Genomic DNA, 26,295 nt, shown 5'->3' with positions numbered 1-26,295 from the left:
CCATACCCCTTACTGACGAAGGCTTTCCCGATGGGATTCCGCTGCGGCATCGTCGGCCTGCCGAACGTGGGCAAGTCGACGCTCTTCAACGCCTTGACCGAGACGGCGGCCGCGCAGGCCGCCAATTATCCGTTCTGCACGATCGAGCCCAATGTGGGCCAGGTGGCCGTGCCCGATCCCCGGCTGGACGATATCGCGCGCATCGCGGGATCGGCCAAGATCATCGAGACGCAGCTGGGCTTCGTCGACATTGCCGGGCTGGTGCGCGGAGCGAGCAAGGGCGAGGGCCTGGGCAACCAGTTCCTGGGCAATATCCGCGAATGCGATGCGATCATCCACGTCCTGCGCTGCTTCGAGGGCGAGGTGACCCATGTCGAGGGCAAGGTGGATCCGATCGCGGACGCCGAAACGGTGGAGACGGAGCTGATGCTCTCCGATCTCGAAAGCCTCGAAAAGCGCGTGCCGGCCTTCCAGAAGAAGGCGACGCAGGGCGACAAGGAGGCGAAGATTGCCGCCTCCATCCTGGGTCAGGCGCTGGATCTGCTGCGAGACGGCAAGCCCGCCCGCCTCGCCCAGCCGAAGGATGAGGATGAGAAGCGCGTCTTCGGCCAGGCGCAGCTGCTGACGGCCAAGCCCGTCCTCTACGTCTGTAATGTCGAGGAGGGCGCCGCCGCCGAGGGCAATGCGCTTTCCGCCAAGGTCTTCGCCAAGGCGGAGGCCGAAGGCGCGAAGGCCGTGATCGTCTCCGCCGCGATCGAGGCCGAGATCGTGACGCTCGATCCCGCCGACCGGGCCGATTTCCTCTCCGATCTGGGCCTGAAGGAAACCGGCCTCGCCCGCGTGATTCGCGCGGGATATGATCTGCTCCACCTCCAGACCTTCTTCACGGCGGGGCCGAAGGAGGCGCGCGCCTGGACGATCCCGATGGGCGCGAAGGCGCCGCAGGCGGCCGGCGCCATCCATTCGGATTTCGAGCGCGGCTTCATCCGCGCCGAAACGATCGCCTTCGCGGATTTCGTCGCCTGCAAGGGCGAGGCCGGCGCGCGCGAAGCAGGCAAGCTCCGCTCCGAAGGCAAGGACTATGTGGTCCATGACGGGGACGTGATGCTCTTCCGGTTCAACGTCTGATGGGCGCGCCGCGCCTCTGGTTCGAGGATATCGCGGTCGGCCGGATCGACCGCTATGGCGATTATCCGGTGACGCGCGAGGAAGTCCTCGATTTCGCGACACGCTATGATCCGCAGCCCTTCCATGTGGATGACGAGGCGGCGGCAAAAAGCCCCCTCTTCGGCCGGCTGGCGGCGAGCGGATGGCATACCGCCTCGATCGGGATGCGGATGACGGTGGATCATTGGGCGCCGCTCGGCTTCGCCTCGCTCGGCGCGGCGGGGATCGACGAATTGCGCTTCATCGCCCCGGTCTATCCGGGCGACCGGCTGCGTGCCGAGGCCGAGGTGCTGGAGACGCGGACATCGGCCTCGCGCCCCGCCGTGGGCATCGTGCGATCGCGCACCACGATCCTCAATCAGGAGGACAAGCCGGTGCTGAGCCACGTCGCAACCATCTTCGTCGCGCGGCGGCCGCAAGCCTAGCGCCTTCGGGCATCGGCGCCCCGCCGGGCTGTCGCCGCGCCCGGAAGGCACCAACGGGACGGATACGCGCGCTCGCGGCCGCCTCGCCACGGCGCACGGAATCCGCCGATAACAGCCGCGCTATGGAAAGTGCCACACACGTCGGGCATCGTCCGCGCATGGCCCTGATCTCCCGATTCGCCTCGCTCGCGCTCCTGGGCGCGCTTTCCGCCTGTGCCACGGCGCCCACCCCGCCACTTCCGGCCGCTTCCGCAGCCCCCGCCGCCGTCACGGCGGAGCAGCGCGCGCCGGTGACGATCCTGATTTCGATCGACGGCTTCCGGGCGGACTATCTGGATCGCGGCGCGACGCCCGCTCTTTCCGCGCTGGCGGGCGGCGGGCTCACCGCGGCGATGCGCCCCTCCTACCCTTCGAAGACCTTCCCCAATCACTGGACGCTCGTGACGGGCCTCGTTCCCGATCATCACGGCATCGTCTCCAACAATATGGAGGATATCGCGCGGCCGGGCGAGAAATTCACCATGTCCACCGACGATCCCTTCTGGTGGAACGCCGCCGAGCCAATCTGGGTGGCCGCCGAAAAGGCCGGCATCCGCAGCGCCACGATGTTCTGGCCGGGCAGCAATGTCGCGGTGGGCGGCGTCAAGAAGAAGGACGTGTTCGATTATATCGACGGCGGAACGCGGCCTGACGACTGGCAGCAGTTCAACATCGCCATCCCATCGCACCAGCGCGTCGAAACCCTGCTGGACTGGATGCGCCGCCCGGCCGACGTGCGCCCGAAATTCGTGACGGCCTATTTCGACACGATCGATACGGCCGGCCACAAATATGGCCCGGATTCCGCCGAGGTGACGAAGGCGCTGGGCGAACTGGATGCCGAAATCGGCCGCCTCGTGGCCGGGCTGAAGGCGCTGGGCCAGCCGGTGAATTTCGTGATCGTCGCCGATCACGGCATGGCGGGGATCGACAATGCGCGCACCGTGCCGCTGGCGAGCCTGGCCAGCGCGGCGGATGCGCGCGCCTTCGAAACGGGGCCGTTCGCGTCCTTCTATCCGGTCGCCGGCCATGAGAAGGCGCTGGAAGCCACGCTGCTGAAGCCGCACGATCATGCGCAATGCTGGCGCAAGGCCGAGATACCGGCGCGCCTGCATTACGGCACCAATCCGCGCATCCCCCCTTATTTCTGCATGACGGAGGTGGGCTGGAGCGTGGCCGACAAACCATTCGACGAGAAAGGCACGCACGGCTTCGACAATCGCGCGCCGGAGATGGCGGCGCTCTTCATCGCCAACGGCCCGGCCTTCCCCACCGCGCGGAAGCTGGCGCCGTTCGACAATGTGGACGTCTACCCGCTGCTGCGCGATGTGCTGGGGCTACCGGCGAAGGCCGGCGACGGGGATGACGCGCCTTTTCGCGGACTGGTGAAGCCCTAACGTCTCCCCGTCCTGAAAGGGAGGGATCAGGGGCGGGTCGCTCCGGTTGCGGCCTCGTCGGCCGCCGATATCCCGCCTCCCATTCCTTCCCTTCCGGAGAGGGCAGGAAGCTTACCGCCGGTCCTTCGTGGCGGCGAAGCGGATGTCGGGATTACGCTGCTGCACGTAGCTCAGCTCCCAGCTGTCCTTCGCCATGAAGACGGGCGCGCCATCGCGATCCTCTGCCATGGCGGAGCGATGATCGCCGATGAAGGCATCGATCAGCTTCTGATCGCCCGTCACCCAACGCGCCGTATCCCAGGGCGAAGGCTCGAAGCCCGCATCCACCTTATATTCCGCCGACAGGCGCGAGATCAGCACTTCCAGCTGGAGCTGGCCCACCACGCCCACGATCCACTGCGATCCGATCGAGGGATGGAAGACCTGCATGATCCCCTCCTCGGCCATGTCGTTGAGCGCGTTGCGCAGCTGCTTGGTCTTGGTGGGATCGGCCAGACGCACGCGGCGCAATATTTCCGGCGCGAAGTTCGGCAGGCCGGTGAAGCGCAGTTCCTCCCCCTCGGTCAGCGTATCGCCCACGCGCAGCGTGCCGTGATTGGGGATGCCGATGATGTCGCCGGGAAAGGCTTCGTCCGCCAGTTCGCGATCGCGCGCCATGAACAGCAGGGGGGAATGCACCGCGATCGTCTTGCCCGTGCCGATCTGGGCCAGCTTCATGCCGCGCCGGAACCGCCCCGCGCACAGCCGCATGAAGGCGATACGATCGCGATGCTGCGGATTCATGTTCGCCTGCACCTTGAAGATGAAGCCCGCGACGGCCGTCTCCTCGGGCTTCACCTCGCGCGGCTCCGCCGGCTGGGCGCGCGGCGGGGGCGCATGCTCGGCCAGCGCGTCGATCAGTTGCTCGACGCCGAAATCCTTCAGCGCGGAGCCGAAATAGACCGGAGTGAGATCGCCCGCGCGATAGGCGGCGACATCGAAGGCCGCATAGCCGCCCTGCGCCAGCTCGGCCTCCTCGCGCAGGCGGGACAGCGCCTGTCCGGATAGCAGGCCATCGAGCCTGGCATCGTCGAGCCCCTCGGTCGCCTCCCAGCGGCCTTCATAGGCGCCGGTGGCATCGTCGGCCGGCAGATAGATGCGGTCCCGCGCAAGATCGTAAATGCCCTCGAATTCGCCGCCCATGCCGGCGGGCCAGCTCATCGGGCAGACATCCAGCGCCAGCGCATCGGCAATCTCGTCCAGAAGCGCGAAGCCGTCGCGCCCCTCGCGGTCCACCTTGTTGACGAAGGTGATGATAGGCACGTTGCGCAGGCGGCAGACCTCGAACAGCTTGCGCGTCTGCGCCTCGATGCCGCGCGCCGCATCGATCACCATCACGGCCGAATCCACCGCCGTCAGCGTGCGATACGTATCTTCCGAGAAATCCTCGTGGCCCGGCGTATCCAGCAGATTGAAGGTGATGCCGCTGCGCTCGAACGTCATCACGCTGGAGGTGACGGAGATGCCGCGCTGCTGCTCGATCTTCATCCAGTCCGATCGCGCGCGCCGCGCCTGGCCGCGCGCGCGCACCTCGCCCGCCGCATGGATCGCGCCGCCGAACAGCAGCAGCTTTTCCGTCAGCGTGGTCTTGCCCGCGTCCGGGTGGGAGATGATCGCGAAAGTGCGACGGGGGGGAATGTTCTGGGAGGCCATGATCGGCCGCGCGCTTAGCAGTCTCGATGCGGGGCGTCATCCATCGCGAATGACGCCCCCGCGTGCGGCGCGTGGGGATTATCTGGCGGGGTGGCGCAGGACGGTGCGTGCGCACCTGTCATCGGCGATCACATCCGATCCCCAGTTGCTGGCCCATCTGGAAAGGCACGCGCCCTGCTAAGGCCTGTCCTTCCTCAGGCGGGTGGCCGAGGCACGCGGCGCGGCCACCGGAATCGTGAGCAGGGAAGAGGAAAGGCGCATGGCGGAGAGACGGCAAAAATCCTGACAAGGATCGCCTTTCCATTGCGCGCGGCGCCTGCCAAAGCGAAATCATGCTCAAGAAGATCATTCCCGACCCGTTCCTGCTCGTTTTGATCGGAACCGTCCTCCTCGCCAGCTTCCTGCCCGCACGCGGAACCTTCGCGGTTGCGGTCGGCTGGCTTTCCACGGTGACGGTGGTGCTGCTCTTCTTCTTCCATGGCGCGAAGCTGGCGCGCGAGCAGATCGTGGCGGGTATCACGCACTGGCGGCTGCATCTCGCCATCCTCGGCACGACCTTCGTGATGTTTCCGATCGTGGGCGTGATCGCGATGCATGCGCTGGCGGGCATCGTCCCCGCCCCGCTTGTGCTGGGCATCCTGTTTCTCGCCTGCCTGCCCAGCACCGTGCAATCCGCCATCGCCTTCGTCGCCATGGCGCACGGCAATGTCGGCGCGGCCGTGGCATCGGCATCGGCATCGCAGATGCTGGGCGTGATCCTCACGCCGCTGCTGATGGGCCTGCTCGCCGGCACGCGTGGCGGCAGCAGCGGGCTGGAAGGGATGGGCGAAGTGGCGCTCCAGATCCTGGTGCCCTTCATCGTCGGCCATCTGATGCGGCCGTGGCTGAAAGACTGGATCGCGCGCAACAAGCAACTCGTGAGCCTCACCGATCGCTCGACGATCGTGATCGCCGTCTACAGCGCGTTTTCCGCCGCCGTGCTGGGCGGGATCTGGCACCAGCTGCCGCCGGCGGCGCTGGCGATGCTGTTCGTCATCAACGCGATCCTGCTGGTCATCGGCCTCGCCTTCAGCTGGGGGCTGGGCGGGCTCTTCGGCTTCGCCCGCGAGGATCGCATCGCGCTTCTCTTCTGCGGCACCAAGAAGAGCCTGGTGCAGGGCGTGCCGATGGCGCGCGTTCTCTTCCCCGGCGGGGAGGCGGGCGTGATCGTGCTGCCGCTGATGATCTTCCACCAGATGCAGCTGATGGCCTGCGCCTTCATCGCCCGCGGCTTCGCCAATCGCGACGATGCAGCTTTGCGCAACCGTGCGTGAGTTTCACGCACTTGTGGGGTAAAGCGCGGCAAGGCTAGCCTCCGGACGGAACGCCGGCGCGACCGGCGAGCGTTGGAGGGATGATTGAACGACGAGGTCTATGCCGTTCCCGCAGACTGGGCGGCGCATGCGAAGGTGAATGCCGACCGCTACGAGACGATGTATCGTGCCTCCATCGATGATGCGGAGGCTTTCTGGCTGGATCAGGCGAAGAGGCTGGATTGGCTCGCTTTCCCCACCAGGGCCGATGAAAGCGATTTCGGGAAGGAGAATTTCGGCGTCCGCTGGTTTGCGGATGGCCGGCTGAACGTTTCCGCCAACTGCCTCGATCGCCATCTGGCGAGCCGGGGCGACGCCACCGCGATCATCTGGGAACCGGACGATCCCGCCGAGGCGCCCCGCACGCTGACCTATCTGGAGCTTTACGAACAGGTCTGCCGGCTCGCCAACGTGCTGAAGGCGCGGGGCGTGAAGAAAGGCGATCGCGTCACCGTTTACATGCCGATGATCCCGGAAGCGGCGGTGGCCCTGCTCGCCTGCGCGCGCATCGGCGCGATCCACTCGGTCGTGTTCGGCGGCTTTTCGCCCGAAGCGCTGGCGGGCCGGATCGAGGATTGCGGATCGACGGTGGTGATCACCGCCGACGAAGGCCGGCGCGGTGGCAGGGCCGTGCCGCTCAAGGCCAATGTCGATGCGGCCATCAGGCACGCGCCGATCGTGGAGACGGTGATCGTCGTCGCGGCGACCGGCGGCAAGGTCACGATGGTCGAGGGGCGCGACGTGGATTACGCGGCCGCGCTCGCCGACGCCTCCCCCGATTGCCCGGCCGAGCCGATGGGCGCCGAGGACCCGCTCTTCATCCTCTACACCAGCGGATCGACCGGCAAGCCCAAGGGCGTGATGCACACCGGTGGCGGCTATCTCCTCTGGGCAAGCCTCACGCACGAGGCGGTGTTCGATTATCGCCCCGGCCAGATCTACTGGTGCGCAGCCGATATCGGCTGGGTCACCGGCCACAGCTATATCGTCTATGGCCCGCTCGCGAATGGCGGCACCACCCTGATGTATGAAGGCGTGCCCAACTGGCCGGATGCCAGCCGCATCTGGCAGGTGGTGGATCGGCACCGGGTGGAGATCCTCTACACCGCCCCGACGGCGCTGCGCGCGCTGATGAAGGAGGGCGACGAGCATGTCACGAGCACGAGCCGCACCTCGCTGAAGCTGCTGGGCACGGTGGGCGAACCGATCAATCCCGAGGCATGGCGCTGGTATCACGAGATCGTTGGCGAGGGGCGCTGCCCGATCGTGGACACATGGTGGCAGACGGAAACGGGCGGGCACATGATCACCCCGCTGCCCGGCGCCACCGCCCTGAAGCCGGGATCGGCGACGACGCCCTTCTTCGGTGTCGAGCCCAAGCTGCTGGATCCGGAAGGCAGGGCGCTGGAGGGCGCTGCCGAAGGCAATCTCGTCATCGCCCGATCCTGGCCCGGCCAGATGCGCGGCGTATGGGGCGATCCCGAACGCTTCTTCCAGGCCTATTTCACGACCTATCCGGGCGTCTATACCACCGGCGACGGCGCCCGCCGCGACGCGGACGGCTATTGGTGGATCACCGGCCGGGTAGATGACGTCATCAACGTTTCCGGCCATCGCATGGGCACCGCCGAAGTGGAAAGCGCGCTGGTGCTGCACGAGACGGTGGCCGAGGCGGCGGTGGTGGGCTTCCCCCACGACATCAAGGGCCAGGGCATCTACGCTTATGTGACGCTGAACGCCGATGTCGAGGCGAGCGAGGATCTGCGCAAGGCGCTGCGCGCCTGGGTGCGCGAGGAGATCGGCCCGATCGCGACGCCGGATGCGATCCAGTTCGCCCCCGGCCTGCCCAAGACGCGCTCCGGCAAGATCATGCGCCGGATCCTGCGCAAGGTGGCCGAAGGAGACGTTTCCAGCCTGGGCGACACCAGCACGCTGGCGGACCCCGGCGTTGTGGACGATCTGATCGCCAACCGGGTGAAGTGACGGCCGCCGCCGCAGCCTAGACGGCTGTGGCGGCGATGAAGATCCAGCCGCCCCAGCCGGCCACCGCCAGAAGCGTGCCCAGGGGCAGGCGATCCTGCGCGCCCTTCCGCGCGAGGATCGCCCAGAGGATGCCGAGCGCGCAGGCGGCGAGCAGCACGAACGGCAGCGCGGCCCAGCCGAGCCATGCCCCGATCGCGCCGAGCAGCTTGGCATCCCCCCGCCCCAGCCCGATCCGGCCGCGCGCGCGGCGATAGGCGGCGGCCAGCAGGGCGAGCGCGGCATAGCCGGCAGCCGCGCCGATCAGGCGATCGATCGCGAGCGCCGGCCCGATCGCCAGCCCCAGCGCGCCGAGCGGCAGGGTCAGCCGATCGGGCAGCCAGAAATGATCGAGATCCAGGAGCGCGAGCACGGCCAGCCCCCAGCCGAAGAGTGCGCCCGCCGCGCCAGGCCAGCCCGGCGCGAGGATCAGCGCCACGGCACCGATCGCCGCGCACAGTACTTCCATCGCCGGATGGCGCCAGTCGATCGTGCCGCCGCAGCAGCCGGCGCGCCCGCGCTGGGCCACGAAACTGGCCAGCGGCACCAGCCGCCATGCCGCGATCGGCGCGCCGCATCCATCGCAGGCCGATCGCCCGCGCGCCACGGATCGGCCGGCGGGCCAGCGGATCGCCAGCGTGGAAAGAAAGCTTCCGGCAACCAAACCCAGCAACGCTCCTGCAACCGGAACAGGCCATGCGTCCGTATCCATGATCATGTTCGACGAGCGACCCTCGACTTTTGGTTCGGTTGAGGGCAGCAGCGATATGCGAGAGTCGCTCGGGGGCATAGGCGGCTGCGCGGGACGCATGCGCATTGGGGGATGGCGATGTTGCGGAAGCTGATCTCAGGCATCGCGCCGATCGCGGCGGGGCTGTGCTCGGCCGCGTCCATCGCCGCCGCGCCCGCGCCGATCATTCGCCCCAGCGTCGCGGACAGCTTCCGTCTCGGATCCGGCGGCTCCAGCCTGTGCCGCGTCCAGAGCCTGGCGGCGAGCCCGGTGAGCCGGGGCATGTTCGATCACAGCTATGCCATCGCCTGTCGCGATGCGGCGACGCCGGTGGGCGAGATCCATGTGATCCGCCCCGCCGCCAAGGAAGACCCGCTCGCGCGCCTTTCGGCCGGGACATGCGAGGCCCCCACCCAGCAGGCGCTGGAAAATGCCGGGACGGCGACGGCTTTCACCTGCGAGGGATCGCGGGCCGGCGTGCCGCTGCGCCGCTACGTGATCCGCCGGCGCGGCACCGTCTATGTGGCGCAGGGGCTTGCCGGCTATGACAGCGCCCTCGCGCTGGCGCTGCGATCGATCGTCGCGGATCGCGTGCTGCCGGGCGAGGTTTCGGTCGCGGTGACGGAGGCGGGCGATGCCGCCGCCTTCGCGCGCGTGCAGGCCGGCAGCCTCGATCTGGATCAGGCGCTGGCCGAAGGCTATCGCCGCAACAATGGTGGCAATTATGCCGAGGCCGCCGAATTCTTCGATACGCTGCTGCAACGCCGTTTCTCCGCCGCCGATCCGAACCGCCGCTACGGCGAATATATGGTCAACCGGGCGCTCCAGAAATCCAATCTCGGCGAATTTGCCGAGGCCGATGCGCTTTTCGCCGAGGCGCGCCGAATCCCCACTGCCGATCCGGTGGAACTGCGCCTGCGCCGCAACCTGGAGGCGATCAACCATCTCAATCAGGGCCGGCTGCCGCAGGCGCTGGCCGTGCTCGCCACGCCGGTGGCGCCCATCGGCGGGATCGAGGCCAGACCCGGACAGATCGACCCCGCCACCTCGGCCGCGATCAACAGCGAGGGGCCTTTCGCATCCGAACTGGGCATCGGCACGGTCGCCACGCTGACGCCGGAGGAAAAGGCCGCGATCCTCGATGCGCAGGCCATCTCCATCCGGGGCAGCATCCTGCGCCTGCAGGGCAGGAGTGCGCAGGCGCGCGCGGCGATGGACGACATGCTGGCGCGGATCGCCGGCATACGCGATGGCAACGTCAGTTCTGTCACGCGCCTGCGCGCGCAGGCGCTCTCCGAAATCGCCCAGATCGACGAGAGCGAGGGCAATGTTCCGCGCGCCGAGGCGGGGCTTCGCCAATCGCTGGCGATCCTCGATTCCGAATATCCGGGATCGGCGGCGGTGAATGCGGCGCGCGCGCGGCTGGGCGCCTTCCTCGCGCGCACGAACCGCATTCCCGAGGCACTCGCTTTCTATCGGCAGGTCGTCGATACGATGATCGCGAACGGCGGCGCCACCGCCGGCTTCGAAGGACTGCTCGCCCCCTATTTCACATTGCTCGCGCAGCAGATCCCGGCCAATCCCGCGCTCACCGCCAATTTCTTCGGTGCGGCACAGACGCTGCAGCGGCCCGGCCTCGCCGAAACGCAGGCGATCCTGACCCGCGAGCTTTCGGGCGGCGATGATGCCGCCTCCGCCCTGTTCCGCCAATCCGTGACGCTGGGGCGCGAGATCGAGCGGCAACGCATCGTGCTCGCCCGGCTCGCGACCATCGAAACGCCGTCGCCCGATCAACTGACCCAGATCACGGGCGGGCGCGAACGGCTGACGCAGCTTCAGGCGGATCAGGTGGGCATCCAGTCCCGGCTCGGCGCCTTCCCGCGCTATCGGGTCGTCTCGGGGCGCATCTCGTCGCTGCCCGAATTGCAGCAGGCGCTGAAGCCCGGCGAAGGCTATTGGAAGCTGCTCGTCGTCGGTGGGCGCGTCTTCGGCTTCTTCGCGACACAGACCGAGGCGACCGCCTGGGCGGTGGCGCTGGATGGCCCGGCGCTGGATACCGCCGTCGACGCGATCCGGGAGAGCATCGCCGTCACCGTCGACGGCCGGCTGGAAACCCATCCGTTCGATGTCGTGAAGGCCCGCTCGCTCTATCTCGCTCTCGCGGGTCCGCAGGCGGCCGCCTTCCCCAAGGTGAAGCATCTGATCTTCGAACCGGACGGCGCGATGCTGCGCCTGCCCGCCAACCTGCTGATTACCGAACAGGCCGGTGTCGACCGCTATCTGAAGCGGGCGGCGGATCCCAGGGGCGACCCGTTCGATTTCCGCGGAATCGCGTGGCTGGGCAAAGCGATCGACATCTCCACCTCCGTCAGCCCGCGCTCGTTCGAGGATGTGCGCAGGACGCCGCCTTCCACCGGCAGGAAGACCTATCTGGGCCTCGGCCACAATGCGCCCGTGCCGCCCATGCTTCAGCTGACATCGTTCAGCCCGCCCGCCCCCGGCACGCTGGACTGCAACTGGCCGCTGGCCGCCTGGAGCAATCCGATCTCGGCCAAGGAATTGCTGCTCGCCCAGAAGGTGATCGGCACGGACAAGGCGGATGTGGTGACGGGCGCGGCCTTCAACGACACCGCGATCCGCGACGCGAAGGATCTGGGCGAATATCGCATCCTCCATTTCGCCACGCACGGGCTGGTCGCGGCGCCGCGCCCCTCCTGTCTCGCGCGCCCCGCCTTGCTCACCTCCTTCGGCCCCACCGCGAGCGACGGCCTGCTGAGCTTCGTGGAGATTTACGATCTGAAGCTGGACGCCGATCTGGTGATCCTTTCGGCCTGCGACACGGCCGGCAGCGCCTCTGTCGATGCGACGCGCGAGGCGGGCGTCACCTCCGGCGGCGGCCGCGCACTGGACGGCCTGGTGCGCGCCTTCATCGGCGCCGGCAGCCGTTCGGTGCTGGCGACGCACTGGCCCGCGCCGGACGATTACCGCGCCACCGAGCGGCTGATCTCCGGCCTGTTCGAGGCGCCGGCGGGCACCTCCATCTCGGAAGCCCTGCGGCAGGGGCAGCTCAGGCTGATGGATGAGGCCGATACCTCGCATCCTTATTACTGGTCGGCCTTCGCGCTGATCGGCGACGGCGCCCAGCCCGTCCTACGGACGAAGTGAGGCGGGCATGGCGGCGGACGACACCGAGATGGCCGATCCCGGATCGGGCGAGTCCGTCGGCGCACTGAACGCGATCGGGCGCACGGCCCGGCGGATCGGCTATCGCCAGATTGCCGGAACCACCATCATCGTGATCCTCGCGCTGATCTTCGCCCGCTACAGCGCGCATCCGCGCATGCCGCTGACGGTGGACGTGGAGCGCGCCTTTTACGACGTGCGCCTGCTGATGACCGAACCCCGGGCCATACAGGACGACCGGATCGTGATGGTCGTCTATACCGATCAGACGCTGGAAGCGACGGCGCGCCGCTCCCCGCTGGATCGCACCGTGCTGGCCAAGGCACTCACCAACATCGACAAGCTGGGCGCCAAGGCGATCGGCATCGATATCCTGATCGACGAGCCCCAGCCTGAGGACGACCAGCTGATCGCTGCCTTCCGGGGCATGAAGACGCCGGTGAAGCTGGCCTTCGCCTCCAACGCCACGAACGGCACCTACATGCAGCCGTGGCAGGAGCAGTTCCTGCGCAAGTTCCTGGCATCGGTGAAGCCAGGCAATGTCGCACCCACGTCGATCCGGATCGAGGCGGATCCGGATAATGTGATGCGCAGCTGGCCCACGCGGCCGCCCGGCCTGCCGCCGCTGATGGCGAGCGCGCTGGCGCCTTCGGATCAGAAGTTCCGGAACTATAGCGGAAGCCTGCTGTATCGGGAGCCGCACAGCCTGGGCAAACAGGATGAGCGCGAAGCCTTTTCGAAGCTGTCGATCGAGCTGTTCAGCGATCCTCAGGCAGCGGCCTTCCTGAGGGACCAGATTGCGGGGCGCTACGTTCTGATCGGCGGAGATATTTCCGATATCGATCAGTTCCTGACACCCGCCACCCGGATCACCGGGCGCACGACCAGCGGGCTGGAAATCCACGCCAACATGCTCTCGCAGCTGCTGGACCATAAGGTGCCCCGCCACATTTATGGCGTGGCGAAATGGGGGGCGGCGTTCCTCGTGATCCTGGCCGCCGTGATCGCCGGCTTCACCGAGCTTTCCGCCGCGCGCAACGCTCTGGTGATCGTGGGATCGCTTTTGCTGCTGCTCGCGACGCCGGTGATCCTCCAGGCGATCGGCTTCGATACGCAGGGCCTGCCGATGTTCGGCTGGCTCGGCGGCTGGACCCTGGCCTTCATCGCCGCATCCAGCGCGGGACGCGCCGTAAGCTCCGACGAGCGCCGCTTCGCCCAATCGGCGCTCGGCAAATATCTGCCTCCGGACGTCGCCAAGCAGATATTGCGCGATCCGGACAAGCTGGCCCTCCACGGCGAGCAGCGCGAAATCTTCGCCATGTTCACCGATCTGGAAGGCTTCACCCAGCTTTCGTCGCAGATCCCCCCGGCGATGGTGGCGCAATTGCTGAACCGCTATCTCGACCTGCTTTCGGCGGTGGTGCTGGAACATGGCGGCACGCTGGACAAATTCGTGGGCGATGCCGTGATCGCCTTCTGGGGCGCGCCGATCTCGCGCCCCGACGATCCCGATCGCGCGGTGAAGGCGGCGATGGCGATGTATGCGGCGGGCGAACGCTTCCGGCAGGAGGCGCCCGCCGGCGTGCCCCCGATCGGGCGAACGCGCGTCGGCCTGCACATGGGCGTGGCGATCGTCGGCAATTTCGGCGGCGAGGGCCGCATCCAATATACGGCGCTGGGCGACAGCATGAACGCGGCCTCCCGCCTGGAAAGCGCCAACAAGAAGCTGCACACCACGCTGCTCGTGAGCGGCGATGTCGTCGCCCGATCGAAGCTGGATTGCTTCCGCCCGATGGGGCGCATCACGGTGCGCGGCCGATCGGAAACGCCGATGACGATCTACGAAGCCCTGCCGAATTGCGACAGGATACAGGCAAATGCCCTGGCGGATATTCTTTCGCGGTTCGATTCGGGGGATGCGGATGCTATTTTGTCGCTCCGGTCGCTGATTTCCCAGAACCCGAACGACCGCGCGCTCGTAAATCTGTTAGAACGTCTCGAACGAATTGGCCCGGGAGGGAGCTATGTACTCGACTGATCGTGTCGCGAAACTGGCGGCACTCTGTTTCATGGCGGCGGCGGCCGCGGCGCCGATTTCGGCCGCGACTCTGGTGGTCCGTTCGGCTGGGCCGTCCGCGGCATCCTATCCTCCGGGCAAGATGCTACAGCCAACGGCCAAGCTCGTCCTGAAGGCGAACGATCAGGTGACCCTGCTGGACGAGCATGGCACGCGCACGCTGCGCGGACCCGGCAATTTCGCGGCGACCGCCACGGCCGCCGTGGACGCCGACAGCGGCAATACCGCGCTCGCCGCCCTGGTTTCGCAGCGGACCGACCGGCGCGTGCGGATCGGAGCCGTGCGCGGCGTGGAGAGCGAGACCGGGCGCCCACCCAACATCTGGTTCATCGACGCATCCCGCGCGGGCACGGTCTGCGTGGCCGATCCGGCGACCGCGAACCTGTGGCGCCCGGGCAGCGATGCTCCCGCCAAGACCGTGATCGCCAGCGCCACAGGCTCCGCCAGGGCGACGATCGACTGGTCGCCCGGCCAGGCGGTGGGCGCCTGGCCCTCCGCATTGCCGATCACGGAGGGCGCCCGATACATGCTGACCACCGGCACCTCGGCACCGGTGGAGGTGCGCATCACGCTGAGCGGCAAGCCCGCCGCCGATGTGCAGGGCATGGCATCCACGCTGATCGCCAAGGGCTGCGCCGCGCAGCTGGATCAGTTGGTGGAAACGACAGCGGCGGCGACGAAAGCCAGCGGTGGTGAGTAATTTTTAAGACGGCATGACCAAGGGAGAGTGCGGCGGGGAGGCCGCACCGGGGAGAATGAATGCGGTTTAGCGGGGGAGCTTCTCATGGGCGGCTGGCGTCGGGCGCGATCGCGCTCGCGGCGATCGCCTGCCCGTCCGGTCTGCGCGCCCAGTCCGCACTCCAGACGCCGACGCGCGAGGCGATCGAGCGGGCGACCCCGCCGCAGGAAACCGCCCCGCCTTCGAAGCTGACGGTGGATGGCGGGGTGGAACGATCCCCCTGCCCGCTTGCAGAGCCGCGCTTCGCGGACATGACGATCGATTTCAAGGGCGCCGTCTTCGATAATCTCAAGGGCCTGACCCCGGAGGATCTGGCGCCGGCCTTCGCCGATTTCGTGGGCAAGAAGGTTTCGATCGCCACCGTGTGCGAGATACGCGACGCGGCCGCCACGATCCTGCGCCGCGCGGGCTATATCGCCGCCGTGCAGGTGCCGCCGCAGCGCATCGCGGACGGCACCGTCCATTTCGACGTGCTGATGGCCAGACTGGTGCGCGTGCAGGTGCGCGGCGACGGTGGCCATTCGGAGAAACTGCTCGCCGCCTATCTCGACAAGCTGACAGCGCAGCCCCTTTTCAACGAGAAGGAAGCCGAACGCTATCTGCTGCTCGCGCGCGATCTGCCGGGCTATGATGTGCGGCTGACGCTGCGCCCGGCGGGCACCGCGCCCGGCGAGGTGGTGGGCGAAGTCGTCGCCAGCCGCATTCCCTATACGCTGACGGCCAACCTCCAGAATTACGGCAGCCATCAGGTCGGCCGCTGGGGCGGGCTCATCACAGGGCAGGCGAATGATCTGCTTGGCTTCGGCGACAGGCTGACGCTCGGCCTGTTCCAGAGCCTCCAGACGCACGAGCAGACGGTGCTCCAGTCGGGTTACGACATCCGCGTCGGCGGCGAGGGCCTCACGATCGGCGGGCGCTTCACCTATGCCTGGACCCGACCCAGCGTGGGCCTGGGCGATCCGCTGAAATCCCGCACGCTGGTCGCCTCGCTGGAGGCCAGCTATCCGCTGCATCGTTCGCAGACATCGAACATCCGCCTCAGCGGTGGCGGCGATCTCGTCGATCAGGATCTCCGCTTCGCCGGCGCCCTGTTCACGCGCGACCGGCTGCGCGCCGCCTATCTCCAGCTGGATCTGGATGCGACCGATCCGCGCAGCATCACCGGCCGGCGCGGCTATTCCAGCATATTGCCATTGTGGCGCGTCTCCGGCTCGTTCGAGCTGCGCCGGGGCCTCGGCATATTGGGCGCGAGCGAGGATTGCGGCGCGCCGCCGCTCTACGCATTGTGCGCCGCGGGCGTGTCGCTCAGCCGCAGGCAGGCCGATCCCACCGCCAGCGTGCTGCGCTTCACGGGCTTCGGCGAGGTGCGGCCACGCCCCGATATCGGCATCGCCTTCTCACCCCGGCTGCAATACGGCTTCTCGCCGCTGATGAGCTATGAGCAATATTCGGGCGGCGCCTATACGATCGGGCGTGGCTACGATCCCGGCGCGATCATCGGCGATAGCGGTGCGGGCTTCTCGCTCGAGGGCCGCTACGGCACGTTGCTGCCGCGCAGCCGCACCGCCTTCGCCTTCCAGCCCTATGCCTTCTTCGATCTGGCGAAGGTCTGGAACAAGCGTCCTTTGCAGGACGAACCCGGCTCGATGACGATCTATTCGATCGGCGGCGGCCTGCGCGTGGCTTATGGCGATCGCGTGCGGCTGGATCTGACCGCCGCCACCCCGCTGAAGAAAGCGCCCAACGATCTGCGGCGCGGCGATACGCGGGTGATGGTGTCGCTCACGACACGTCTCATTCCGTGGGGGAAGTGATGCGGCATCCGAACCCCTGGCCGAACGCCAAAGCGAAAGCACAGGGAACGGGCACGCGCCGCCGCCGGCTGGAACTTTATACCACGGCCGCGATCGGCGGCCTCTCCGCCCTGCTGATCGTCGCGCCGGGCAACGCGCAATCCGTCAATCCGGGCGTGACGCCCACCGTGCGCGACAATGTCAGCACGCCGAGCGCGACAATCACCACCGGCACCGGCACCACCAACGTCCAGATCAATACGCCCCAGGCGATCATCGACTGGGGCGTGCCGGCCGGGACGGGCGCCTACGATTTCATCCAGGCGGGCACGACGACCACGTTCAGCTCGACCAGCAACTTCACCGTGCTGAACGTCGTCAACGTGCTGAGCGGATCGCCGCGCGCGATGCAGATCAACGGCAGCGTCGTATCGCTCGTCAACGGATCCACCGGCGGCAATGTTTGGTTCTACAGCCCCGGTGGCATCCTCGTCGGCGCCGGCGCCAGCTTCAATGTCGGCAGCCTGCTGCTCACCACGATCAATCCCGATCCGAACAATCTGCCCGGACAGAGCTTCTCCAGCTTCAGTGACGGCACAAACGGCACGATCGGCCTCACGACCGACACCAATATCTATCCCGGCGACAATGGCAGCCAGATTTCGATCCAGAACGGCGCCACGCTCACCGCGCAAAATTATATCGGCCTGGTGGCGCCCGCGATCGAAAATCAGGGCACGATCCGCGCGGGCGGCGCGATCGGCCTGATCGCGGGCGAACAGGTCAATCTCGATATCTCCATGGATGGCGGCCTGTTCGGCATCAGCGTTCCGCTGGGCACGAACACGCGCAACACATCCTCGCCCAATTACACGATCACCCAGGGCGGCGTGATCGGCGGCCCCGTGGGCAGCGCATCGGCGCGCAACACCTATATGGTCGCGGTGCCGAAAAATACGGCGGCGGCGATCTTCCTCGGCGGCAGCGTGGGCTATGATCTCGGCGCGACATCGGTGGATGGCATCGTCACGCTGACGGGCAATGGCGTCTCCACCTTCCTCGACAACAGCTATAACACGCCGACCGATACGGCGATCGACAGCTCGATCACCATCCCGGCCGCCACCTTCGCCACGAAGCTGGTGGCAGCGGCGGGCCGGATCGACGTCTCCGTCACAGGCGCGGATCTCAGCTTCGGCGGCGGCGCCACGCTGATCGGCAGCCAGAGCGCCACGCTGAACGTCGCCGCGACACGGACCCTCACGTCCGATGGCAATCTCGTCGTCCGTGGCCAGTTCGCCGACAGCGAAGGCACACAGACCGGCGGAACGGCCTCCGTGACGGTGGACGGCACGTTGCGCATCGCCCAGGGCAGCACGCTGACGATCGACGCCACCAGCCGGGGCATCGACGGCAGCGACGGCGACACCAACAGCGGCCTCGGCGGTGACGTAACCGGCGGCACGGCCACGCTGGCCGTGAATGGCGGCACGATCGAGGGCCTCACGGCGGGATCGATCGGCGGCAGCATCATCGTCTCGGCCGACGCCTTCGGCGGGGCCGGCTTCAATGGCGGCGGCAATGGCACGGGCGGAACCGCAGGCGTCGTCATGTCCGGCGGCACGATCGACGCGACCGCGATGCTCATCAGCGCGGCCGGCTCCGGCGGGACGAGCGTGCAGAATGGCGCCGGATCAGGCACGGGCGGCAATGCGAGCCTGCTGATGCAGGCCGGCGCGCAGGCGAACCCCCTCCTCCATCTGCCGAACGAACTCATCATCGATGCGAGCGGCAAGGGCGGCAACGCCATCTGCGACCTGTCCTGCTACGATGGCTCTGGTCTATTACTTATTTCAGCGACCGGCGCACTCGCGGGCGACGGCACCGGCGGCAATGCCAGCCTGACGATGACGGCCGCGAGCGGCGCGATCCAGGCCACCACCCTCGTGCTCGCCAGCGCAGGCACCGGCGGCAATGGCGGCTTGGCGATCGGCCCCGACGGCAACAGCATATTCTACAATGCCGGCGCCGGCGGCCAGGGATCGGGCGGCACATCGCAATGGTCGCAGAGCGCGGGCGACGTTTCCGTGCTGAGCATCAACGTCATGGCCGATGGCACGGGCGGAACCGGCGGCGACGCGCTCTATGACGGCTACGGCAACTTCACCCAGACCGGCAATGCCGGGGATGGCGGCGTGGGCCAGGGCGGCGTGGCGGCGATGCTCCTTTCGGGCACGGGCCGGATACTCGGGCAGAGCGGCGGATCGCTGACGCTGAGCGGCACCGGCCTTGGCGGAACGGGCGGCCTTTCCGAAGCGGCGCTGATGGGCACGGGCGGCATCGGCCGCGGCAATGGCGTGGATCCGATCCGGCTCAGCCTGGCCGGAACCTCCTCGATCACGCGCGACACCGTAATCGTGACGGGTGCGGCAGCGGGCGGCAGTGGCAGCGCCAGCGATTTCTCCGATGGCGACGGCGGTGCCGCCACGGGCAATGCCGTGCTGCTGGCATCCACCGGCGGCGCGCTCACCGTCGGCAGCCTCAACCTCGACAGTTCGGCGAGCGGCGGCGCCGGAGGATCGGGCAACAGCCCCAGCAGCGGCGGCAATGCGTCGGGGAGCAACTCGACGATCGATTTCACGGGCGGGCTGCTTGCCGCCACGACCACGCAGATCACCGCGACCGCGCAGGGCGGCATCGGCGGCGGATCGGGCGGCGGCACGCTCGGCATTTCCGATTCCGGCAATGCGATCGTGACGGCGACGGGCGCGGTCGTGAATCTCGGCCTCGCCAATATCTACACCTTCGCCAACGGCAACGATCCGTTCGTCACGATCGGCAGCGCGGCCTTTGGCGGCGACATATCGATCACCTCGCAGGCAGGCAGCACCGTGACCGCCGCCTTCGGGATGAACCTGCAGGCCTATGCGCATGGCGGATCGGGATCGAGCAGCGCCGCCGATGGCGTGGGCGGCGCGATCACGCTGCTCGCCACGGGCAACAGCGGCATCAGCTTCGGCAGCGCCAGCACCTTCGATTCGCGCGGCTATGGCGGCACCGCATTCTCCAGCGGCGCCGGTTCCGGCACCGGCGGCGTCCAGTCGATCCAGGCGCAGGCGGGCTCCAGCCTCAATTTCGCGCCGTTGCAGATCCTGACGGGCGGCACGGGCGGCGACGGGCTGTTCCAGGGCGGCAATGGCACGGGCGCCGCCGCCGGCCTGTTCGCGACCGGCAGCACCATCACCATATCCGGCATCACCATCGATACGAGCGGGGTCGCCGGATCGGGCTTTTCGGGCGCGGGCGGCACGGACATCGGCGGAGACGCGGTGCTGAGCGCCAGTTCCGGCGCCTTCTTCATCGCCGGAGACCTCTCCGTCTCCACGCTGGGCACCAACAATGGCAGCGGCGGCAACATCCTGATCGAGGCGAGCGGCAGCGGCGCGCTCTCGCAAATCTCGACCGTCACGGGCACGACCACGCTGGATGCCTCGGGCAGCGTCGCGACCGGCCTCATCACCATCCGCAACACCATCGACGGAGCAGCCACCCCGCTGAGCTTCGCGGACATCACCGCGACATCGTCGGGCACGCAGGACGCCGGGACACGGATTTCCATCCAGACGATCGACAACCGGATCAACGCCGGCCGCGTCCAGCTCGACACCGATTCCGACATCATGATCTCGGCAACGGGCGCCGGCGGGCTCTATGCCAGCGACGATTTCGTCTCGGCGGCGGGCGGGCGCACGACGATAGCAGGCAATCTGGCCGACCCGACGATCCAGGCCCGCAGCATCATCATCGATTATAACGAGATCACGGCCAACACCGCCTATCTGGACGCGGCGGGAACCGCCACGGATGCGGGCTATCTCACCATCCAGGGGCCCGGGGACCTGTCGCTTGGCCAGCTGCGGGCGAAGACCGGTATCTCGCTGGTTTCCGGCCGGAACGTGACGATCGCCGACGCCACCGTCACCGACAGCGCCATGTTCGACGGATCGGGCGATCTTTCAGGCGATAGTGCCTATATCGATGCCTCGGCCGGCTATTATGAGGGCCGTTTTGGCGGCCTGAGAACCAATGGATCGCTGACCGTGACGGGCGATGTTTCGGCCGCGGCCCGTATCTCGCTCTTTTCGGACACGGGCAGCATCTCGGTCTCGGGCCAGGTCCAGTCACAGAACCTGCTCGACGTGATCGCCGGCGACAATATCACGGTATCGGCGACCGGCGCGCTGAAGGCCGGAACGAACCCGCTGACCGGCTCCAGCGGCGGCCTTTCGATCCTGGCCGGCACAACGGGTGGCAGCAATCCCGGCAGCCTCGTCAATCTGGGCCTGATCGACGCCTTCGATTCGTTCCTCTCCATCTATGCGGACGCGATCCAGGCCAAGACCGGTACGTTCGGCGGGGGCAACATCTCGATCGGGCTGCAGGACAATGGTGTCACCGGCAATGACAGCGGCCTGCTGACGGCCGACTGTACGGCGGGCTCCCTCTGCCTGGGCAACATGCGGGCGAGCGGCCAGATCTTCCTCGACACGTCGAACCGCACGCCCGCGACGGTGACGTTGGCCGGCACGATCGCCGCCGACGGGCTCACCGTCTTTGCCAATAACGGCATCGTGCTGGGCAATAACGGGCTCATCACCGACATGGCGGTGGCGGGCAGCGCCCGGCTCGATGCCGGCATGGGCTCCATCACGGGAGCGTCCGGCGGCAGCGGCACGCTGACGGCGGGCGACATCCTCCTCTCCGCCGCCTCCCTTTCCGCGCCCAATCAGGGCTTCGTCACGACGAGCGGCGATCTTCTCGTCAACATCTCCGGGGCCGTGCAGGCCGGGACCTTCTCCAGCGCGGCGCGCTTCGGCCAGGATGTGGACGGCTTCGAAAACGGCCTGTTCCTGACCGGGCCGTTCGCCGCGACCGGGCTGCTCTCGGTGGCATCGGGCGATGTGGAAATCCGCGCGAGCGGCATCAACATCGGCCAGCTCGTCACCCCCAATGGCGTGACGCTTGCGGCACCGGCCGGCAACATCACCGTGGCGGATCTGCTCGCGGGCGGGAATGTCGCGGCCTCCGCCGCTTCCGCCAGCTTCCGATCGACCGGCGATCTCTCCTTCTCCACCATCTCGATCGGCAGCGGCGGGCTGCTCGCCATTGCCGATGGGCAGCTTTCGATCGCCAGCGCCACGATCGGTGCGGATACGATCCTCGGCAGCGCGAATGCGGGCGTCTCCGTCCAGACGATCACCTCGACGGGACCGATCTCCCTCTTCGCGGCGGGCGCCGTCTCCGTCACCAATCTCACGGAGGGGGGGACCGTCTCGGTCGACGCGGGCAGCGTGCAGATCGCCTCGACGGAATCGCTCACCTTCGCCAATGCGATCGCCCGCAACGGCGGCGTGAACATCTCCGTGCAGAACGATCTCAGCTTCGGCATCGGCCGGGCGACGGCGGATAGCAGCTTCACGGCGGGCGGTGCGCTACAGGTGACATCCTTCACCACGCCGGGGAATCTGACGCTGCAGGGCAACAGCGTCGGCAGCTTCACCGCATTGTCTGGCGCCAACGTCTCGATCACGGCGCTGTCGGGCAATATCGGCGGGCAGGCGCTGACGGCGACGGGCACGACGACCCTCTCGGCGCCGGGCACTGTCTCCGTTGCCGCGCTGGCGTCCACGGGCGGCGTCACGGCGAGCGGAAGCGGCATCTCGCTCTTCGCCCCGGCCGCGATGACGATCACGAGCGCGACGGCCGGCACCGGCGGCATGACGCTCAGCGCCGGCGGGCTGCTGACCGTGGCCAGCGCGGCGAGCGGTGCGGACATCCTGCTGGAAAGCAGCGGCGGCGCGATCACGGCACAGACGATCACGGCGGCCGGCCCGACCGTTGCGACAGCTCCGGGCGCGATCACGATCGCCAGCCTTTCTTCGGGCGGACCGGTGCGCGCGCAGGGCGGATCGGTGCAGATCGCCTCGCCCGGCACGCTCACCTTCACCGATGCCAGCGCCACGAGCGGCGGCGTGATCCTGACCACACAGGGCGCACTGACCGTGAACGCCGGCTCCGCGACCGGCAACAGTGCCTTCACGGCCAATGGCCTGCTCACGCTACCCACCTTCACCACGGCCGGCGATCTGCTGCTCCAGGGAAGCGGGATCAGCGCTTTCACGGCGCTTGCGGGCAGGAACGTGGCGCTCACCGCCGCCACCGGCCCGATAGCGGGCCAGTCGCTGACGGCGACCGGCACGACCACCCTTTCGACGCCAGGCGCAGTGACCATCGCGGCCTTGCGATCGACGGGAGCGGCCAGCGCGAGTGGCGGCGATATCGCGCTCACCTCGCCTGACACCCTCACGCTGGGCACGATCAGCGCGACCGGCACGGTGACGGGCAATGCGGCGGGCGCAATCACGTTCGACCAGATCGGCGGGACCGATGTCGCGCTCACCACCACCGCCGGCGGAATCAGTGGCCAGCGGCTGACGGCGAGCGGCAGCGCGATCCTTTCGGCGCCGGGCGCGATCGCCGTTTCGGGCGATTTCGGCGCGGCGACGGCATCCGTGACCGGCGCGAGCGTCGCGATCACCTCGACGCGCGACCTCACTTTCTCCACGCTTTCCAGCACCGGCGGCGATGCCACCGTCAGCACCACCGGCGCGCTTACCGTGAATGGCGGCAGCGCCACCGGCGCAGCCAACCTGTCTTCGGGCAGCACGCTGACGCTGGCTTCCTATTCCGCGGGATCGGACCTGATCCTGCGTGGCAACGGCATCAGCGCTTTCACGACGCTGTCGGGCCGCAACGTATCGATCACGGCCCTGTCGGGTGATATCAGCGGACAGACGCTGGCGGCGACCGGCACCACCTTCCTCTCCGCCCCCGGCATTGTTTCCATTTCGGCGCTTTCCTCCACGGGCGGAGTGACCGCGAGCGGCAACGGTATTTCGCTCTTCTCGACAGGCACCCTGACCATCGCCAGCGCTACCGCCGGCACAGCGGGCCTGGCGCTGAGCGCGGGCGGCCCCCTCACCGTTACCACGGCGACAAGCGGCGCGAATGCGCTGCTCGGCAGCGGCGCCGCCCTCACACTGGGCACGATCAGCGCGACCGGCACGGTGACGGGCAATGCGGCGGGCGCGATCACGTTCGACCAGATCGGCGGGACCGATGTCGCGCTCACCACCACCGCCGGCGGAATCAGCGGCCAGCGGCTGACGGCGAGCGGCAGTGCGATCCTTTCGGCGCCCGGCGCGATCGCCGTTTCGGGCGATTTCGGCGCGGCGACGGCATCCGTGACCGGCGCGAGCGTCGCGATCGCCTCGACGCGCGACCTCACTTTCTCCACGCTTTCCAGCACCGGCGGCGATGCCACCGTCAGCACCACCGGCGCGCTCACCGTGAATGGCGGCAGCGCCGCCGGCGCAGCCAACCTGTCTTCGGGCAGCACGCTGACGCTGGCGTCCTATTCCACCGGCACGGACCTGATCCTGTCGGCGGCGCGGCTGCCCGCCTTCGGCAATCTTACGGCGCGCAACATCAGCCTGACCGCGCTGGCCAGCGACCTGACCGGTGGTACGCTGATCGCGACCGGCACGACCAGCCTTGCGGCATCCGGCGCCGTCACGATCACCGATCTCCGCTCCACGGGTGCGGTGTCTCTGAGCGGCGCGACCGTGAACGTGGGATCCACCGTGGCGCTGAACGTCACCAATGCAAGCGCGGGCGACGGGGGCCTTCGCCTGCGATCGACCGGGGCACTCACATTGGGCAGCGCCACGAGCAGCGCAGGCGTGGATCTCGCCAGCACGGGCGGCAGCCTTACCGTCGGCACGATCACCATGACGGGTACGCCCGCCATCACGCCCCAAGCAGTGGCGGGCACGTCACCGCTCACCATCGCCTCGGCCGGCACGACCACGATCAACGGCGCGATCACGGGCGCCGGCGCCGCGACGATCAGTGGCGTGGGCCTAGTACTGAACGGCCTGATCGACGCGAGCGGCATCTCGCTCGCCTCGCAGACGATCGCCATCGGCCCGCAGGCGCTGATCGGCACGCTGGCGCGCACGGGCACCGTTTCCTTCACCAACAGCGGCACCAGCCGAAGCTTCATCGGCGGCACGGGCAGCCAGAGCGGCTATTCGCTGGACGCGGCCGCCCTTTCCCGCATCCAGGCCAGTTCGGTGACGCTCAACCTGCCGCAGACGGCCAACGGTTCCGTGGCGAACCCGGATGTCGTGATCGGCGCGCTCACCCTCTACGGCACGGGCGCGGCGGCACCGGCGGGATCGCTCCAGAATCTGGGCACCGGCCTGTTCAGCATCCTCACCGCCGGACAGGTGCAGGTGAACGGCGCGGTCCAGCTGCTCAATCTTCCGAACAACGGATCGGGCGGGCTCACCATCCGCGCCGCCGGAATCGACGTGGTGACGCCCACCGGATCGATCGTGCAGACGAACGCCGCCGGCGCGCCGGGCGGCACGCTGGATCTGGACGCGCGCATCGTGCGCGTCGCCAGCGCCAGCGCGCTCACCAGCCTGGCCACGCTCGATACGCCCAACGCGCGCGAGGCGCGGCTGGCCGAAAATGACGGCAATATGAGCGAGACGGGCTGGCTCAGCGCCAACACGATCCGTTTCGCTTATCCTTCGGGCATCGCGGCGGGCAGCGGCATCGCCGCCATCTATGTGCAGAATAGCGGCGGCACCGGCACCGATGCACGGCGCGGCCTGACCACGGGCACGGGCGGCGTGATCATCGCGGATTTCCCGACGAACGATCCGCCCGAAGTGTTCATCAGCGGCCGCACGCAAACGACACCGACGACCTTCCTGACCGGCGCGGCCTTCCTCGCCAGCATCTCCCAGACGGGATCGGGCGCGAACGCGACGGACATCCTCATCAACGGTTGCGTGCCATCCAGTGGCGTGTGCAGTGGCGCATCTCCCACCGCGGCCTTCATCGCCCAGCTGGCGCCGCCGCAGGACCTGATCGGCGTCATCAGCAATTCGACCGATGACGATCAGGACGAGGATTCGAACAAGCCGGGCGATCCCGTGCCCTCCGCCGCCCCCCAGACCCTGATCCAGCTGGCCCCGCCCAATACCGATGCGGACAATATGGCGAGCGACGATCCGGTGATCGGCGCGGGCAATGACAGCCTGTGGACGGGCGGTGGCGGCACCGGAGAAGGCGGCGCCGGGGCATCGCCCTTCGACACGATGATCGGGATCGGCAACGATGCGGGATCGGCCAACAACAGCGAACGGCCGGGCACCGGCGGCGCCAATGCGGGCACGCCGCAGCAGCCGGGCGAACGCGCGCCCGGCGTGAACCCGGCGACCGACGGCGGGCTTGGCGTTGGCAGCGATGCCGGCGATCAGCGCGCGGGCGCAGGCAATGGCGCGGGCAATGCGGCGGGCGGCAATAGCACGAATTCGAACATGCCGGCCGCACCGGGCAACGTTCCCAACGGGGGTGGCGGCATCGGCATGGGCGGCGACGCATCGGACCCGGCGGGCTCGAACGGAGGCGCTTCCCCCAACGGAGCCTCGGGCGCGCCGGGCTCCACCGGATCGACCACGCCGGGGACCACCAACAATAACCGCCAGACCGAGCAGAACGGGCCGCGCTAGGCCGGATCGACGTTCAAGTCCCAGGGCGAGGCAGT

General features: G+C 68.1%; 12 protein-coding genes. 10 read left to right on the top strand and 2 right to left on the bottom strand.

Annotated features, from left to right (window positions below; genetic code table 11):
• Positions 1 to 30 precede the first annotated feature (30 nt).
• The 3 genes from ychF (at position 31) to DI605_RS04485 (ending at position 3,028) form a co-directional block, all read left to right on the top strand.
• On the top strand, positions 31 to 1,128 hold the full coding sequence (gene ychF, locus DI605_RS04495) for a redox-regulated ATPase YchF (RefSeq protein WP_293969663.1): 1,098 nt from the start codon (positions 31 to 33) through the stop codon (positions 1,126 to 1,128).
• Entirely contained in the window at positions 1,128 to 1,592 is a 465-nt protein-coding gene (locus DI605_RS04490; RefSeq protein WP_293969660.1) for a MaoC family dehydratase, read from the top strand. Before ychF ends, DI605_RS04490 begins: the two co-directional genes overlap by 1 nt.
• A gap of 158 nt (positions 1,593 to 1,750) precedes the next feature.
• On the top strand, positions 1,751 to 3,028 hold the full coding sequence (locus tag DI605_RS04485; protein WP_293969657.1) for an ectonucleotide pyrophosphatase/phosphodiesterase: 1,278 nt from the start codon (positions 1,751 to 1,753) through the stop codon (positions 3,026 to 3,028).
• A gap of 111 nt (positions 3,029 to 3,139) precedes the next feature.
• Here the strand turns inward: DI605_RS04485 and DI605_RS04480 are convergent, their stop codons facing one another.
• Entirely contained in the window at positions 3,140 to 4,720 is a 1,581-nt protein-coding gene (locus DI605_RS04480) for a peptide chain release factor 3 (RefSeq protein ID WP_293969654.1), read from the bottom strand.
• 332 nt (positions 4,721 to 5,052) lie between these two features.
• On the opposite strand from DI605_RS04480, the gene DI605_RS04475 reads away from it, so the two are divergent.
• Positions 5,053 to 6,033: a bile acid:sodium symporter family protein gene (locus tag DI605_RS04475; protein ID WP_293969651.1), complete on the top strand. Its 981-nt coding sequence runs from the start codon at positions 5,053 to 5,055 to the stop codon at positions 6,031 to 6,033.
• 84 nt (positions 6,034 to 6,117) lie between these two features.
• Positions 6,118 to 8,055, top strand: a complete 1,938-nt coding sequence (gene acs / locus DI605_RS04470) for an acetate--CoA ligase (RefSeq protein WP_293969648.1) — start codon at positions 6,118 to 6,120, stop codon at positions 8,053 to 8,055.
• A gap of 16 nt (positions 8,056 to 8,071) precedes the next feature.
• Here acs and DI605_RS04465 read toward each other — a convergent pair whose 3' ends face one another.
• Positions 8,072 to 8,803 (bottom strand): A24 family peptidase, encoded by a 732-nt coding sequence (locus DI605_RS04465; protein WP_293969645.1) that lies wholly within the window; start codon positions 8,801 to 8,803, stop codon positions 8,072 to 8,074.
• A 117-nt stretch (positions 8,804 to 8,920) separates the two neighbouring features.
• Here DI605_RS04465 and DI605_RS04460 point away from each other — a divergent pair, with 117 nt between their 5' ends.
• From DI605_RS04460 to DI605_RS04440, 5 genes are read left to right on the top strand one after another with little or no spacing between them, the layout of a single operon-like run.
• The gene (locus DI605_RS04460) at positions 8,921 to 11,986 is read left to right on the top strand and encodes a CHAT domain-containing protein (RefSeq protein ID WP_293969642.1); all 3,066 of its coding nucleotides are present in this window, start codon (positions 8,921 to 8,923) and stop codon (positions 11,984 to 11,986) included.
• Between the two features lie 7 nt (positions 11,987 to 11,993).
• Entirely contained in the window at positions 11,994 to 14,042 is a 2,049-nt protein-coding gene (locus DI605_RS04455) for an adenylate/guanylate cyclase domain-containing protein (RefSeq protein ID WP_293969639.1), read from the top strand.
• The gene (locus DI605_RS04450) at positions 14,029 to 14,781 is read left to right on the top strand and encodes a hypothetical protein (RefSeq protein ID WP_293969637.1); all 753 of its coding nucleotides are present in this window, start codon (positions 14,029 to 14,031) and stop codon (positions 14,779 to 14,781) included. Before DI605_RS04455 ends, DI605_RS04450 begins: the two co-directional genes overlap by 14 nt.
• A gap of 59 nt (positions 14,782 to 14,840) precedes the next feature.
• Positions 14,841 to 16,634 carry a ShlB/FhaC/HecB family hemolysin secretion/activation protein gene (locus tag DI605_RS04445; RefSeq protein ID WP_293969634.1) on the top strand — a complete coding sequence of 598 codons (1,794 nt, stop codon included), beginning with the start codon at positions 14,841 to 14,843 and terminating at the stop codon, positions 16,632 to 16,634.
• Positions 16,634 to 26,260 carry a hypothetical protein gene (locus tag DI605_RS04440; protein ID WP_293969631.1) on the top strand — a complete coding sequence of 3,209 codons (9,627 nt, stop codon included), beginning with the start codon at positions 16,634 to 16,636 and terminating at the stop codon, positions 26,258 to 26,260. The genes DI605_RS04445 and DI605_RS04440 overlap by 1 nt, the downstream gene beginning before the upstream one ends.
• Positions 26,261 to 26,295: the final 35 nt, after the last annotated feature.

Source organism: Sphingomonas sp. (genome assembly GCF_003248515.1).
Classification (GTDB): domain Bacteria; phylum Pseudomonadota; class Alphaproteobacteria; order Sphingomonadales; family Sphingomonadaceae; genus Sphingomonas_I.
Note: the sequence above shows the minus strand (reverse complement) of the source record. Positions and strands in the feature narration are given on the sequence as shown.